Here is a 12830-nt window from a genome sequence, read left to right on the forward strand (position 1 = left end):
TTATTAATCGCACCAAGGGTTAGGCTGTTCATTCAGCCCCATATAAATACTCTTTTGTTGCATGTACGATAAAATGCCCAAACGGCCTTTTTCGCGCCCGATACCACTGTCTTTAAAGCCACCAAACGGCGCACTAATCGAGAACTTTTTGTAGGTATTAATCCACACTGTTCCCACTTCTAACACACGTGCAATACGCCAAGCTTTACGGTAGCTTTCAGTCCAGATGCCTGCGGCAAGACCAAAACAACTGTCATTGGCTTGGGCAATTAAATCTTGCTCGTTGTCATATTTCATAACCACTAAAACAGGGCCAAAAATTTCTTCCTGACAAGTTTGAGCACTGTTATTTAAGCCCGTAATAATGGTCGGTAAGTAATAGCTTCCTTGGGCATAGTCACCAGTCGTGATAGCTTCACCACCAATCAGAATCTGACCACCTTCGCTTTTGGCAAGCTGCACATAGCGGTCAACTGACTGCAAATGTTTGTCATTGACCAATGGTCCTAAATGCACACCAGCCTGTTCTGGATGACCCACACGTAAGCCTTTGGTAATTTCAACCAAACGCGTTAAAAACTGATCGTAAAGACTGCTATGAATAAACAAGCGAGAACCTGCGATACACGCTTGGCCTGCCGAGCTAAAAATTCCGTACGCGACACCTTTAGCAGCCAGTTCGACATCTGCATCCGGTAAAATGATGGTTGGTGACTTACCACCTAACTCAAGCGAAGTGCTAATCAGTTTGTCTGCGGCAATATGTGCCAGATGACGACCCGTGGTTGTTCCACCTGTAAAAGAAATTTTACGAACCAACGGGTGCTGAGCAATTGCGTCGCCAATGACTGAACCACGACCAACCAACACACTGAGTAAGCCTTTTGGTAAGCCAGCTTCTTCAAAAATTTTGGCAAGCTCTAAGGCAATGAGTGATGTTGCTTCTGCTGGTTTTAACACCACAGCATTTCCTGCTGCCAAAGCTGGAGCAAGCTTTTGAACCTCACTCGCGATTGGAGAATTCCAAGGCGTAATTGCTGCCACAACGCCGACAGGCTCATGTACACTCATGGTCATAAAGTCTGGAGCACGTTGAGTGGTGAGCTCGTCATTCAGCGTTTCACATGCCGCCGCAACATAACGTGCAGTCGCCGCAGCGCTCATCACTAAACCGCGAGTTTCGGTTAAAGGCTTACCATTATCACGGGTTTGTAGTTTTGATAATTCATCGACACGCGCTTCAATAATGTCTGCAACTTTATAGAGAATACGTGCGCGCTCATGCGGTAAGCTGTTTCTCCAGCTCGGTTGACGCCAAGCCTGATCTGCTTTTTCAATTGCTTCATTTACATCTTCAAGCGTTGCTGTTGAAAGCTCTGCATTAACCGACTGATCTGCCGGAAACAGGCTTTGAATGACTGCACCACGGCCTAATCGCCATTCACCTGCAACATAAATTTCCTTCGCCATGATCAAATCCTTCTTAAATCTGTATTGCTTCTACACTGTTGCGACAAGCACGAATCACGCTAAGCGCGGCCAAAGTTGATGTTTTCGGGTTACTTGGCAACGGCACGCCCACCAGTTCAATGGTCATTTGTCCAAAGCCACCTTCTGCCACAATGGTATGTTTGTTTTTGTTGATGGTTGGATCAACAGTTAACTCAACCATGGTTTCATCCATTCCAAGCCCTGCAAGTGCAATCGTTGCTGCAACATTGGCATTGGCTGGAAATTTGGTCGCAGCTTCACGGGCAGTTCCTGTGAAAAAGACTGTAGCCTCTGCAACATGGTCTAGATCGACCAATTGCTCTGCATAACTGCCCTTCCAGCTTTTTGGGCTTTTACAGCCTTTGTAAGTGACTTTTTGCAAACCACCTTCTTTGGCCGCAGAAATACCGTCAATGCCCGCAATTGCCCCTGCAAGTAAATGCAGATGTGCATCATTTTTTTCGGCAGTTTGTTTAAGCTGAATCAGAAACTCGTTATCAGCCAAAGTACCCACCGAAATTAGACCAATGGTCCAGCCTTTCGCTAAAACTTTTTGAGCATGCTCTTTCACTGCTGCTTGACCTGCCACCTCAATGACATAGTCTGGCGCACCATCACATTGCTCAATATCTGAAATCACCTGAATCTCAGAAGAGACTTGTGACTGCACTTTTTCAATGCTGCGAGATGGCACGACAATCCATTTGAGTTGCAGATCTTGAGGCAAATGGGCATACACTTCTGCTGCCATTGCGCCAAAACCAATCATCATCAACTTTTTCATGACAGCACCTAATATTTATAAATGTTTGTTAAAACCACCCGAGACATCTATTGCCGAACCTGTGGTGTAAGATGCCAATGGTGATGCCAAGAAAACTAAAGCACGGGCAGGCTCTTCTGGACGGCCTAAACGCTGCATTGGAATACCGCGGTTTTTTGCGATATTGCCTGTCCACTCTTCCCACGACTGGTTTAAGTCTGAACGAGTTTCATAACGGCGTTTCCACTGCGCAGATTCAACCATTCCAAGTAAAATCGAGTTCACGCGAACACCATATTGAGTAAACTCATGTGCCAAAGAATGGGTTAAGTTCAACAGTGCAGCACGTGCAGATGAAGTCGCAATCATGTGTGGTTCTGGTTGCAATGCCAGTAACGAGTTCACATTGGTAATTGAGGCATTTGCTGACTGTTTTAAGTCGTCAAGAAAAGCACGTACCGGATGTAAAACACTGAAATACTTCAGCTCAATTTCTTTCATCCAGTCTTCATCTTGCGTATTTTCAAAGTTTGAAACGCGGCCTTGTCCAGCATTATTAATGAGCATATCAACATTGCCCAAATTGAGTTTTACGTCTTTGGCAAATTGTTGAACTTCTTCTTTTTTCAACACATTACATGCTTTGGTAAAAATATTGGCATGTGGATATTTCTCTAAAATATAGAGTTTTGACACATTCAAACGCTCTTCATCGCGACCACACCAAGCTACTTTTGCACCCTCTGCAACCAATATTTCAACAGCAGCCAGCCCAATCCCAGAGGAGCCACCCGTAACAACTGCAACTTTTCCTTCAACTTGGAAGCTCATAATCCTTAATCTCTCTTACGATTGTTCCTGAATCGTCAACATAATTTGGTTAAATGCTTGCGGTTGGTCGACATAACTTAGATGTCCTGCATCTTGGATGATGTAGTGCTGTTCCAACTGCAATTCCTGAGCAAGCTCTTGTATACCTAACGCAGGAGTGATTTGATCTTGCTGCCCTGCAATCACTGTGCATGGGACTTTTAAATCTGTTAAATAATTACGTATTTCGTCATATGCGAGTAAGTACGATGCATGGGTGAATCCCTGTAGGGTCAACTGCTGCATCACTTCTGAAACTAAAGCCAAGGCTTGTGGTTCTTGTTTATAAATCAAATGAGGCCCACGGCTTTCTGCCATACCTTTAGCGCCTAACTCTTTCAACATTTTTGGTCTTTTTTCAAAAACCTGAATTTGTGTTTGTTCATCTTGACGTTGGTAGCCTTGAGCCAAATTGGCGATCACCAAATGCTCTACTCGTTCTGGATAAAGTGCAGCAAATGCACTCGCCTGTAAGGCGCCTAATGAGTGGCCAACAACAATTGCTTTTTCAATTTTTAAAACTTCAAACAGCGCTGCCAAACGCTTTGCATAATCGGTAGCATTCGGCTGATCAGTTAAAAGTTCATCTGACAAGCCATAGCCCGGTGCGTCCCAGGCAATGACATGAAAATGATGAGACAGCACTTCAAGTTGGTTCACCCAAGAAGCAGAACCTGAACTAATGCCATGTAACAGCACGAGGTATTCGCCCTGACCGGCTTCTCGATATGCTTGTTGCTGGCCTTGAACAGTCACCGTTTTAACCGGAAATTCTGCTAACTTTTCAATGAGTGTCATCATTTTTATTCCTTTCCCTTAACTCACATCATCAAGCGCTTAACGTTTGATTTGAGACAATGGGTGCTCTGGTGGATAGTTTGGAATCGTCGGTTTGCCTGTTCCCAACATCACACACATCAAGGCATCTTCTTGACCTGGGTTAAATAGACCACGGTAGATTCCCGGTGGAATTGAAATCAGGTCACGCTCTTTTAAACGGGTCTCGAATTTCTCGCCGTTGTGTTCAATGAACAAATCAATTTCGCCGCGAAGCATAAAGAAAACTTCTTCAACGTCGTGGTGAATGTGCAAAGGACCTTCACACTGAGGTGGCAACACCATGGTCGAAAACGTAAAGTTTTCTGCTGGTACAGTGTTACCGTCATTTGCAACACCTGTTGCGCCTGTACCCATATAACGCATTTGCGCACGGCGATATTTCGGGTCGTAATCGGCTTGGAACTTCAAAGCCTCAAAGTCATATTTACGTGTCTCAAAGCGAGCAATACGCGTGTTTAACCAATCTTCTAAAGAAGAATTTTCTGGTTGTGCCCACGATTCGAATTGTTGTGTAGTCATTTTTTAAACTCCTATACAGTGAATTAATATCGTTTTAAAAGAGGAACCAAGAAAAATGACCCAATGACAGCGACAGCAGCCAAGAAGGTAATTCCTAAATTAAAACTATGTGTTTGCATCACGATGTAACCGATAAGTACAGGTGCAATTGCACTTGCAAAATTACCCAAACCATTAAATATTCCGCCCGCAGTCGCCCCTACATTTGAGGTCGTTACTTTTGCAAGCAGAGCAAATACAGCAGCTACTCCAAAACCCCAAGCCATCGCACTTAAAGACATCGCTGCAATAATCAATAATGGCTCTGTCATGATGACCATCACATACATGAAAATGCCTGCGAGTAATAAGCCGCTAAATACTTGAATTGCACGGCGACCCAACTTGTCAGATAAAAAAGCACCGATGATTTCGCCAATTAACATGGCAATGAATGGAAAGCTTGAATACATTCCAAATTCTTTGAGGTTGAAGCCTTTGTCTTGCATTAAGTAAGAAGGAACCCAGCTGTTTAAGCCCCATAAATAAGTCATCAATGCAATGTTGAAGAGACAAACCAGCCAGAACGCTCTATTGCTCAAAAGTATTTTGGTATTAGCAATATGGCCTTTGAAATTGGTACGTTTGCTCTCGCCTTCAATTTCGACAGTTTTCTTAAGTTGCAAATTACGCAAACCGAAAACAATGCTGAAAATAGCGATTAGCGTTAACCCAGCCATCACAAAAAAAGTGGTGTGCCAGTCATGGTGTGCTAAAACATTTGCAGTGATCGGGAACCCAAGGAATGCACCAATTGGTGTTCCAAGTAAGAACATGGTTGAAGCACGTGCTTGCTGACGGTCTGTATATGTCTGTTTTACAATGGTATAAGCCAAGGCAAACAACGGACCTTCTGCCAAACCTAACAGCACGCGTAAAATCAACATGCCTGAATAACTGGTGGTGAACCCCATGCAAAACATGAGTAAACCCCATGAAGTTACACTCCAAAACAGCATTTTCTTCGGGTTAAAGATGTCGCCCAAAAAGCTTAGAAAGACTGATGAAAAACCATAAGCAAGTAAGAAACTTGTCATGAGCCATCCCAGCTTGGCCTTATCTTCAGCAATTCCCATTGCACTTTGGAAATGAGGATCTGAAAATAAAACCGCAATACTAATCTTGTCGAAAAATGCCAGTACCACACACACCATAAGGACAAAAGCAGGTACCCAATGCTTTAATCCACTTTTTTCTTCATTACTCATGTGTCATTCCTTCGATTTGGTAATGAGAACCAGATTTAATGTTTACGGTTTTAACTTCATGACATTAAATTCAGAATCTTCTAACAGTTTTGGGTCTAAAACAGTGTTGGCTTGCATCCAACGTTTTGCCAGTTTGACCAGTTTAGAATCATTAATGGCAATCATATTCAGCAAACGATTTTCATGGTCCAGATATAAATAACTCACCTGATCTTCACCACCTTGGCGAATCACTAACTCTTTGGTTTTTTCAGGTTGGTAAGTTCCTAAAATTTGAATATTGAAGTGATATTGATCAGACCAGAGCCATGGAATATCACTGTATTCAGTTTCAATTCCAAGCATCGACTTCGCTGTGGCAATTGCCTGATTTTGTGCATTTGCCCAAGACTGAATGCAATAACCCAAACTCGGATGAATTGCGACATCACCTGCGGCATAAATGTTTTGATCTGAAGTTTGCCCAAAACAATTCACCACAATGCCATCTTTCACATCGAGGCCAGCATGAACACCTAACTCTTTGGCAATTTCAGCGCCTGCACCTACCACAACGCAGTCAAATAACTGACTATTTTGTGGATGGTTTACTACTTCAACTTTTTTATCTGGTGCTTCAATTAAATGAAGGCTCTTGCTGTCTAAGTGAATTTGTGTACCTTGAGTTTCATGCATATTTTTTAAAAATGCAGACACTTCAGGACTCACACTTCTTGCACATAAACGGTCGCCATATTCAAAAATATGAACTTCTTTACCTTGCTTACGTGCAGTTGCAGCAATTTCAAGACCAATCCATCCGCCGCCAATCACAGCAACATTCTTTGCATTCTTTAAAATTTTAGCCAAGCGTTCACAGTCATGTACATTACGTAAGGTCACAACATTTGGAATGAACTGCCATGTATTCACTGGCACACGAGCACGGCTTCCAGTTGCAATCAGTAATTTGTCATAGGGCAAAACCTGACCACTTTCGAGATGAACCTGTTTTTGTTCACGATCGACTTTTGTTGCGATTTCCGGTTTGTGCCATTGAACATTGAACTCTTGAACCTGTTCAGGAGAGAACAGATTCAAACTTTCATAAGTTGCTTCTTTTGAAAGTACTTGCTTAGACAGTGGTGGACGCTCATAAAACACTTGATTCTCATTTGAAACCACGTGAATTTCACCAACATAACCATTTTGACGTAAGGTACTTACTGCCCAGCCCGCTGCCTGTCCAGCACCTACAATTACGATCTTTTCCATAGCCATCTTCCTTGTTCAGCAATACCTGTTAAACAGGCTTCACCTGACGGCGAGTTGTGTCATCAAGACCACCTTCAATCGCCCATTCGGTGAAAAGCTCTAGACGATGTTCTTCTACACGTGGCTGCCATTCTTCTGTCAAATAGTCATCGTTAGTGTAATATTCAAATGCACCACCCAATGGTGAGTTGACGTACCAGAAATAAGCAGAAGAAATTGGGTGTCGTCCCGGTCCAATAAAAGTTGACCATTCCGAACGATTCATATTTAAACCGCCCCCAATTACTTCATGAATATCACGTACTACAAATGCAACGTGATTTAGACCAGCAGGTTTATTTGGAACACTGAGCAAGAATAAATCATGGTGATAACCTTCACCGCGGCAACGTAAGAATGCACCGCGATTTTTGTAAGCATCCGATAAATGAAAACCTACTTTTTCAATATAGAAATTTTCAGTTGCTGCCAAATCTGGTGTAAAGAACACCACGTGTCCAATCGCAACAGGCTGACCTTTTTCATAGACGGGACTTGCTGCATTGACACGTTGAATGTTGCCGTATTGGTTAATGCCTTGCGTTTTAAGTTCAGACACATCTTTAACAAAGCTTTGTTCAAAACGAATGGTCATGCCATTTGGGTCAAGACACTGAACTGTATTTTCAGAACGTTTAAAACCTTCTACATCAGCCAAACGAGCTGCCAAGTCTTCAATGTCTTGAGCACTATCAACGCCCCAAGTCACTTCACGTAAAGTTGAACCTTGCTCAATGGCAACTGGCAAACGTGCATCATCACAATTAAATAGATAAATCTTGCTGCCATTTTGGGTTTGGTAAAGATCTGTGCCTTCAATATCTGAAGTACTTTGGCTTAAACCAAAATCTGCTAAAAACTTGTTTGAAGCGGCTCTATCTTCAACTCCAAACTTTAAAATCTCGATCCCTGTAATCATTTGACCACTCCTTAGTTAAAGACAAAACCGCCATTGACCGGAATATTTTGACCTGTCACAAAAGAGGACAAATCCGACAGTAGATACAATGCTGTTCCATTTAAATCTTGTGGAAGTTGCTGACGCTGAATCGCTCTTCCGTTGACATATAAATCGTGACGTTCCTGCGGTACATATTCAGTTGCTTCAACCAAAGTCAGACCTGGAGACAATGTGTTGACACAGATATTGAACTGCCCCAACTCTCTTGCCATCGAACGTGTCATGGCAAAAATTGCACCTTTACTTGCCACATAAGCCATCAGGTTCGGTGCACCCCATAAAGCAGTATCTGATGCAACATTAATAATTTTGCCAGCAGCCGACTGCTTTAAGTGTGGAACGCATGCCTTACTGATCAGCCATGTGCCTTTTACATTAATATTCATGACCCGATCCCAAAGTTCAGGATCATAGTCAATCATATTTTTTCCACCTACATTGGTTGCAAGTGCCGCACAGTTCACAAGGCCATCTAGCCCTTTTAACAGCTCAACACTTTTTGCTACCGCATTTTCAATCGAGGTCGCATCGGCAAGGTCAACGGTGACCGCATGAACATGAAGCCCTTGTTTCTGCAAGTTCTGTGCTTCTTGTTGAACGAGCTCAGACAAAATATCTGCCATTACAACCTCAGCACCAGCTTCAGCAATCGCTTGGGCGAAATCTCGCCCTAAACCACGTGCAGCACCAGTCACTAAAACTTTTTTGCCTTGCAGCAACGCTACATTAGCCATGAGCTTCTTCCTGCATCTCGATACGGTTTGATGCATTTAGTGCAGCAATTTTCTTTAATTGCTTTTCAGCTTCTTTCTTCATTAAACGGCGTAAACGTGCAAGACCCACATCGTGTTGATATAAGAATTCTCTTTCACGCGCATTTGGTGCAAGGTTTTCTAAAATAATGCGGTCTTGTTCCAACACATCCCAATGCAACTGTTCTAAGTGATTACGATATAAGAAACGCCATACATTACGTTGCCAGCCACTCACCTTACGGCAGCGCCAGAAAAATACACGGGTATTGTTGGCATCAATTGGCGTTGCATAACCCACGATCCAGAACTCGCCACCCGGACCAAATTGTTTACGATACGGAATTGAAAGACGTAACCAGCTTGCACCTGTTGAACCGTATTCAACCCAGTCAAAGTTCACGCCTGTTTGACCTTCTTTTTCAAAAACAAAGCCATTATCGGTTGTACGGTGCTTCATCTCCGCGGTACGTTCACCATCTGCCATCGAATGTGATGTCGCGTGTAAATAGGTCCCGTGCATTGGGTCCATCACGTTATCAATCGCGTATTGATGGTTTACTTTCCAGTCGGCTTGGCAAAGGAACGCACTCCACTCTTCGCTTGCAAGTTGTTCTGGGAACTCAAGCGGTTTTGGCTGTTCATTTGCGTCGATACCAAACCAAATAAAAATTGCGCCATGCTGTTCACTAACTGGATAGCTTTTTAAGCATTTGGTTCCTGTCATTGGGCATTCGTGAACGGCTGGTACATCTGCAACCACACCATCAGCACGAACTTCAACACCGTGATACCAACAAGCAACTCGGTCACCTAAGTTCCAGCCTAACGAAAGACGGGCACCACGGTGCGGACAGCGGTCTTCAAGTGCGTGTACCTGACCTTCGGCATCACGCCAAACCACAATGTTTTCACCCAAACGGGTAATTCCGACCGGATTGGCAGCGACTTCCCAACTTGCTAAAACCGGATGCCATTGATCACGTAAACCGAGTTCTAAATATTCTTCAGCGCTTTGTGAAGCTGATACGATTGCGTTCATTTTATTCTTCCTTGAATTAATAACCTAAACGTTGCATTTCTTCTGTAAAGCTCGCAGAAGTCCATTCATCACCAGATTCACAGCGGAAACCCTGCTGATTAAGTGCAGAAACAACGTCATCTAAAGCTGTTGCGCCCGCAGAAAATGCCTGAATCAAGTTCTTTACAAAGTCTTGTTCGTAGACGGTTGGTTCTTTATAACGTGTTTGCCAAACCAACAATTCAGATTGACCAGGAATTTGAATATTGTTGATACCTGCATCGGTTGCCGGCGTTGCATGAATCCAGCTAGCCAACTTTTCATTAAATGTCTTCATTGTTCTGCTTCCTTGTACCTGTGAGGACTAGAGTTGAATTTGAATATCTTGTCCTTCAACACGAACTGGGTACGTACATAGGTTTCTACATCCCGGTCCACTTTTTAGCTCACCTGTCTGAATGTCAAAAATTGCTTCGTGCAATGGACATTCAACAGTTTGATCTTCGATAAATCCTTCGGTTAATAAGGCATATGCATGAGGGCAAACATTTTCAATCGCAAAGTAATTTTCATCGACGAAAAATACGCCAATTTTCTTCCCTTCAATTTCGATGGCTTTCGGCTCATCTTCGCTAACGTCACCCTGCTGACAAATTGAGATCCAACTCATACCTTGCGTCCTCATTTTGTTTTATATACAAAACATAATTTGATTTTCAAAACATGAGCTAAGCATAATACCCTTGATCATTTTTTGTCAAAGTAAAAATAAATAGATAATTCATTGGTTTAATAAATTTTAAATATTTTGTTACGTTTCAAACAAGAAACAAAGTTTTAAATATAAAAATTGTTTTATGCATTTTTAACAATTACAATAGTTCTAAAATAAAGCAGCATGCCCCAAATTGAACCTTGTTTTATTTATAGGAAAATGACACGAATGAGCCTAACAATTGAAGAAGATTCGCAAGAATCAGAAACAACAAAAAATGATGATCGATATTTAGTACCCGGTCTTGTACGGGGTTTAGCCATCTTGCAAGCATTTAACCAACAAGCACAAGAAATGACGATTACAGAAATCGCTGAAATTTTAGAAGTGAACCGTTCTAGTGCATTTCGTCTAATCTATACACTCGAATCTTGTGGCTATTTAAGAAAAGCTTCTCAAAAAACTTATGCACTTGATTCAAAAGTCATGGAATTAGGTTTTAACAGTTTATCTAAACTTTCATTGCTCGATTTATCGACGCCTTTAATGAAAGAACTACGTGATCAAACCAAACTTGCCGTGCATCTTTCTATTTTAGAAGGCACACATATTGTCTTTGTAAATAATATTCAGTCGATGGGAACCTTCACGAGTAACATTAGCTTAGGTACTCGCTGGCCTGCCCATGCAACCGTAATTGGTCAAATGCTATTGTCTGATTTACCTGAAACTGAAGTACGTCAGCGTTACCGTAACTTTGATGATTGGGATAGTTTTTCTGAACTGACTCCAACCAATTTAAAAACCTTATTGCAAAGATTAGTTTATGTAAAAACACAAAAAACGATGGTGAGCTGGGGTCATTATAATCATGATATGGCAGCCTGCGCGGCACCTATATTTAAACAGTCAAATGGCAAAATGGTCGCTGTTATTTCAGTGAGTTGCCCAATTACAACCTATGATGAAAGAACGTTTAAAGAAGATATTGCAAGCCTAGTCGTTGAAACAGCAAACAAAATTTCAAAATTTATTTATTAAAAAAAGCGACGTTAAGTCGCTTTTTTTTGCAATTTTATTTCAGAAATTAAAAATTACGCTTAAATACGTTCCCATTCATATCTTGAAAAATAACTATCGAATGGTTTTCTTTAATATCAAACTTTAAATACTGCTGTTTAAATTTTACAACGGCATAAAACTCTTCAGCGCCATCATCTAAACCAGTAGCAGAAATCTGGCTGCCTTGTGGAAAATCCTTAAGCCATGCAGCATTATAAAAATCTGAGACTGAATTAAATTCACAATACTCTTTTGATTCGGCCATTATTTTTGCGGCAATTTGATCAAACTGTTGCTGTTTATAACCATCTAAGCTCAACAACATGACCATTCTCCAAACTAAATCGGCTCAGAAGATAAATTCTGTTTCTTTTTAACCTTTTCCCATTGATACCAACCATAAGCCGCCATTAACACAAAGGCTGCATATAAAGCGGCTGTTAAAAATAAATCTTTATAGATAAACATGCCTACATAAATAATATCAACGAACACCCAAAGTACCCATGTGGCAATATGCTTACGACTGGTCCAATAGGTTGCGAGTAAACTAAATGCTGCAAGTTGCGAATCAAGCATTGGCACCGCTGCATCAGTAAAGTTTTTAAGAATCAAACCAAAGAGCAAACCACCTACCGCCGCAATAATCATTTGAAAAATTGCTTTTTGAACTGCAATCGGTTCAATACGAATGTCATGATCTTGCTGCTTTCCCTTGAACCAGTAGTAAAAACCATAAAAATTTACGACCATGAAAAAGAACTGTAAAATCGTTTCACCATAAAGCTTAAATTCGTAAAACAAATAAGCATATAAAACAAAGGCAAAGAAATTAAACAGCCAACACCACATGTTCCTAATAACAGTTAATCCAACTCCAATTAGGCTAATCAAGACTGCAAAAATTTCTAAAGGTGACATAAGAACAGCTTCTTATAGAGATCAATTCGACGGGGTATTATGAGAAAAATATCAGGTTAAGCAAACTGCTAATTTGAAATCAAAAAAACTATGGTCCATGCTTGAATATAATTTGTACTTTTCTATTTCTGTGTTATAAAAATATCACCTGTATTTTAATATACTTATCATGTTTTTATCTAAAGCCCATCTATGTCTGGTTCACCAATTATATGCCTTAGAGGTCAATGTCTCTATGGTCGATTGGCGACGTCCTTATTTTGGACAATCTGGCGCTTTGGATGAGAAAATCAAGATATTCCATTTGTAATATACCCCCTGATTTTCATAACAAGCCGCCATAAAACGCGGCTTTTTTTATGCCCTTTTAAAACA

Annotated in this window: 15 protein-coding genes; 1 reads left to right on the forward strand and 14 read right to left on the reverse strand. The window is 41.4% G+C overall.

What is annotated here, in order from left to right; genetic code table 11:
• Positions 1 to 3: 3 nt before the first annotated feature.
• Genes FY048_RS13620 through FY048_RS13675 form a run of 12 tightly spaced genes read right to left on the reverse strand, consistent with a single transcriptional unit; the run spans position 4 to position 10427 of the window.
• On the reverse strand, positions 4 to 1470 hold the full coding sequence (locus FY048_RS13620; protein WP_446091494.1) for an aldehyde dehydrogenase: 1467 nt from the start codon (positions 1468 to 1470) through the stop codon (positions 4 to 6).
• Positions 1471 to 1483: 13 nt separating this feature from the next.
• Entirely contained in the window at positions 1484 to 2275 is a 792-nt protein-coding gene (locus FY048_RS13625; protein ID WP_016138956.1) for an aspartate dehydrogenase, read from the reverse strand.
• Between the two features lie 15 nt (positions 2276 to 2290).
• The gene (locus tag FY048_RS13630; protein WP_446091495.1) at positions 2291 to 3085 is read right to left on the reverse strand and encodes an SDR family oxidoreductase; all 795 of its coding nucleotides are present in this window, start codon (positions 3083 to 3085) and stop codon (positions 2291 to 2293) included.
• Between the two features lie 15 nt (positions 3086 to 3100).
• Entirely contained in the window at positions 3101 to 3925 is an 825-nt protein-coding gene (locus FY048_RS13635) for an alpha/beta fold hydrolase (protein WP_270902963.1), read from the reverse strand.
• A gap of 36 nt (positions 3926 to 3961) precedes the next feature.
• The gene (locus FY048_RS13640) at positions 3962 to 4483 is read right to left on the reverse strand and encodes a cupin domain-containing protein (protein WP_003653112.1); all 522 of its coding nucleotides are present in this window, start codon (positions 4481 to 4483) and stop codon (positions 3962 to 3964) included.
• Between the two features lie 23 nt (positions 4484 to 4506).
• Positions 4507 to 5730, reverse strand: coding sequence for an MFS transporter (locus FY048_RS13645; RefSeq protein WP_005042319.1), 1224 nt, complete (start codon positions 5728 to 5730; stop codon positions 4507 to 4509).
• Between the two features lie 42 nt (positions 5731 to 5772).
• Entirely contained in the window at positions 5773 to 6984 is a 1212-nt protein-coding gene (locus FY048_RS13650) for an NAD(P)/FAD-dependent oxidoreductase (protein ID WP_446091496.1), read from the reverse strand.
• A gap of 28 nt (positions 6985 to 7012) precedes the next feature.
• Positions 7013 to 7942 (reverse strand): VOC family protein, encoded by a 930-nt coding sequence (locus tag FY048_RS13655; RefSeq protein ID WP_446091497.1) that lies wholly within the window; start codon positions 7940 to 7942, stop codon positions 7013 to 7015.
• An 11-nt stretch (positions 7943 to 7953) separates the two neighbouring features.
• Positions 7954 to 8718: an SDR family oxidoreductase gene (locus tag FY048_RS13660; protein WP_424613470.1), complete on the reverse strand. Its 765-nt coding sequence runs from the start codon at positions 8716 to 8718 to the stop codon at positions 7954 to 7956.
• Positions 8711 to 9778, reverse strand: coding sequence for an aromatic ring-hydroxylating oxygenase subunit alpha (locus FY048_RS13665; protein ID WP_017388716.1), 1068 nt, complete (start codon positions 9776 to 9778; stop codon positions 8711 to 8713). The genes FY048_RS13660 and FY048_RS13665 overlap by 8 nt, the downstream gene beginning before the upstream one ends.
• A 16-nt stretch (positions 9779 to 9794) precedes the next feature.
• Complete coding sequence (locus tag FY048_RS13670) at positions 9795 to 10094, reverse strand: recombinase-like helix-turn-helix domain-containing protein (RefSeq protein WP_003653124.1); 300 nt, start codon at positions 10092 to 10094, stop codon at positions 9795 to 9797.
• A 27-nt stretch (positions 10095 to 10121) separates the two neighbouring features.
• Positions 10122 to 10427 carry a non-heme iron oxygenase ferredoxin subunit gene (locus tag FY048_RS13675; RefSeq protein ID WP_003653126.1) on the reverse strand — a complete coding sequence of 102 codons (306 nt, stop codon included), beginning with the start codon at positions 10425 to 10427 and terminating at the stop codon, positions 10122 to 10124.
• A 273-nt stretch (positions 10428 to 10700) separates the two neighbouring features.
• On the opposite strand from FY048_RS13675, the gene FY048_RS13680 reads away from it, so the two are divergent.
• Positions 10701 to 11513, forward strand: a complete 813-nt coding sequence (locus FY048_RS13680) for an IclR family transcriptional regulator (protein WP_003653128.1) — start codon at positions 10701 to 10703, stop codon at positions 11511 to 11513.
• Positions 11514 to 11559: 46 nt separating this feature from the next.
• Here FY048_RS13680 and FY048_RS13685 read toward each other — a convergent pair whose 3' ends face one another.
• Positions 11560 to 11859, reverse strand: a complete 300-nt coding sequence (locus tag FY048_RS13685) for a hypothetical protein (protein ID WP_348950221.1) — start codon at positions 11857 to 11859, stop codon at positions 11560 to 11562.
• A 14-nt stretch (positions 11860 to 11873) separates the two neighbouring features.
• Positions 11874 to 12455 (reverse strand): nicotinamide riboside transporter PnuC, encoded by a 582-nt coding sequence (pnuC, locus tag FY048_RS13690; protein WP_003653131.1) that lies wholly within the window; start codon positions 12453 to 12455, stop codon positions 11874 to 11876.
• Positions 12456 to 12830 lie beyond the last annotated feature (375 nt).

The sequence above is a fragment of the Acinetobacter sp. 1124_18A genome (assembly GCF_052824995.1).

Bases quoted from the DNA above. Each gene is read 5' to 3' on its own strand.
- pnuC (WP_003653131.1), bottom strand. From the start codon at position 12,455: ATGTCACCTTTAGAAATTTTTGCAGTCTTGATTAGCCTAATTGGAGTT.
- FY048_RS13670 (WP_003653124.1), bottom strand. From the start codon at position 10,094: ATGAAGACATTTAATGAAAAGTTGGCTAGCTGGATTCATGCAACGCCG.
- FY048_RS13660 (WP_424613470.1), bottom strand. From the start codon at position 8,718: ATGGCTAATGTAGCGTTGCTGCAAGGCAAAAAAGTTTTAGTGACTGGT.
- FY048_RS13630 (WP_446091495.1), bottom strand. From the start codon at position 3,085: ATGAGCTTCCAAGTTGAAGGAAAAGTTGCAGTTGTTACGGGTGGCTCC.
- FY048_RS13655 (WP_446091497.1), bottom strand. From the start codon at position 7,942: ATGATTACAGGGATCGAGATTTTAAAGTTTGGAGTTGAAGATAGAGCC.
- FY048_RS13665 (WP_017388716.1), bottom strand. From the start codon at position 9,778: ATGAACGCAATCGTATCAGCTTCACAAAGCGCTGAAGAATATTTAGAA.
- FY048_RS13640 (WP_003653112.1), bottom strand. From the start codon at position 4,483: ATGACTACACAACAATTCGAATCGTGGGCACAACCAGAAAATTCTTCT.
- FY048_RS13625 (WP_016138956.1), bottom strand. From the start codon at position 2,275: ATGAAAAAGTTGATGATGATTGGTTTTGGCGCAATGGCAGCAGAAGTG.
- FY048_RS13635 (WP_270902963.1), bottom strand. From the start codon at position 3,925: ATGATGACACTCATTGAAAAGTTAGCAGAATTTCCGGTTAAAACGGTG.
- FY048_RS13685 (WP_348950221.1), bottom strand. From the start codon at position 11,859: ATGTTGTTGAGCTTAGATGGTTATAAACAGCAACAGTTTGATCAAATT.
- FY048_RS13620 (WP_446091494.1), bottom strand. From the start codon at position 1,470: ATGGCGAAGGAAATTTATGTTGCAGGTGAATGGCGATTAGGCCGTGGT.
- FY048_RS13675 (WP_003653126.1), bottom strand. From the start codon at position 10,427: ATGAGTTGGATCTCAATTTGTCAGCAGGGTGACGTTAGCGAAGATGAG.
- FY048_RS13645 (WP_005042319.1), bottom strand. From the start codon at position 5,730: ATGAGTAATGAAGAAAAAAGTGGATTAAAGCATTGGGTACCTGCTTTT.
- FY048_RS13650 (WP_446091496.1), bottom strand. From the start codon at position 6,984: ATGGAAAAGATCGTAATTGTAGGTGCTGGACAGGCAGCGGGCTGGGCA.
- FY048_RS13680 (WP_003653128.1), top strand. From the start codon at position 10,701: ATGAGCCTAACAATTGAAGAAGATTCGCAAGAATCAGAAACAACAAAA.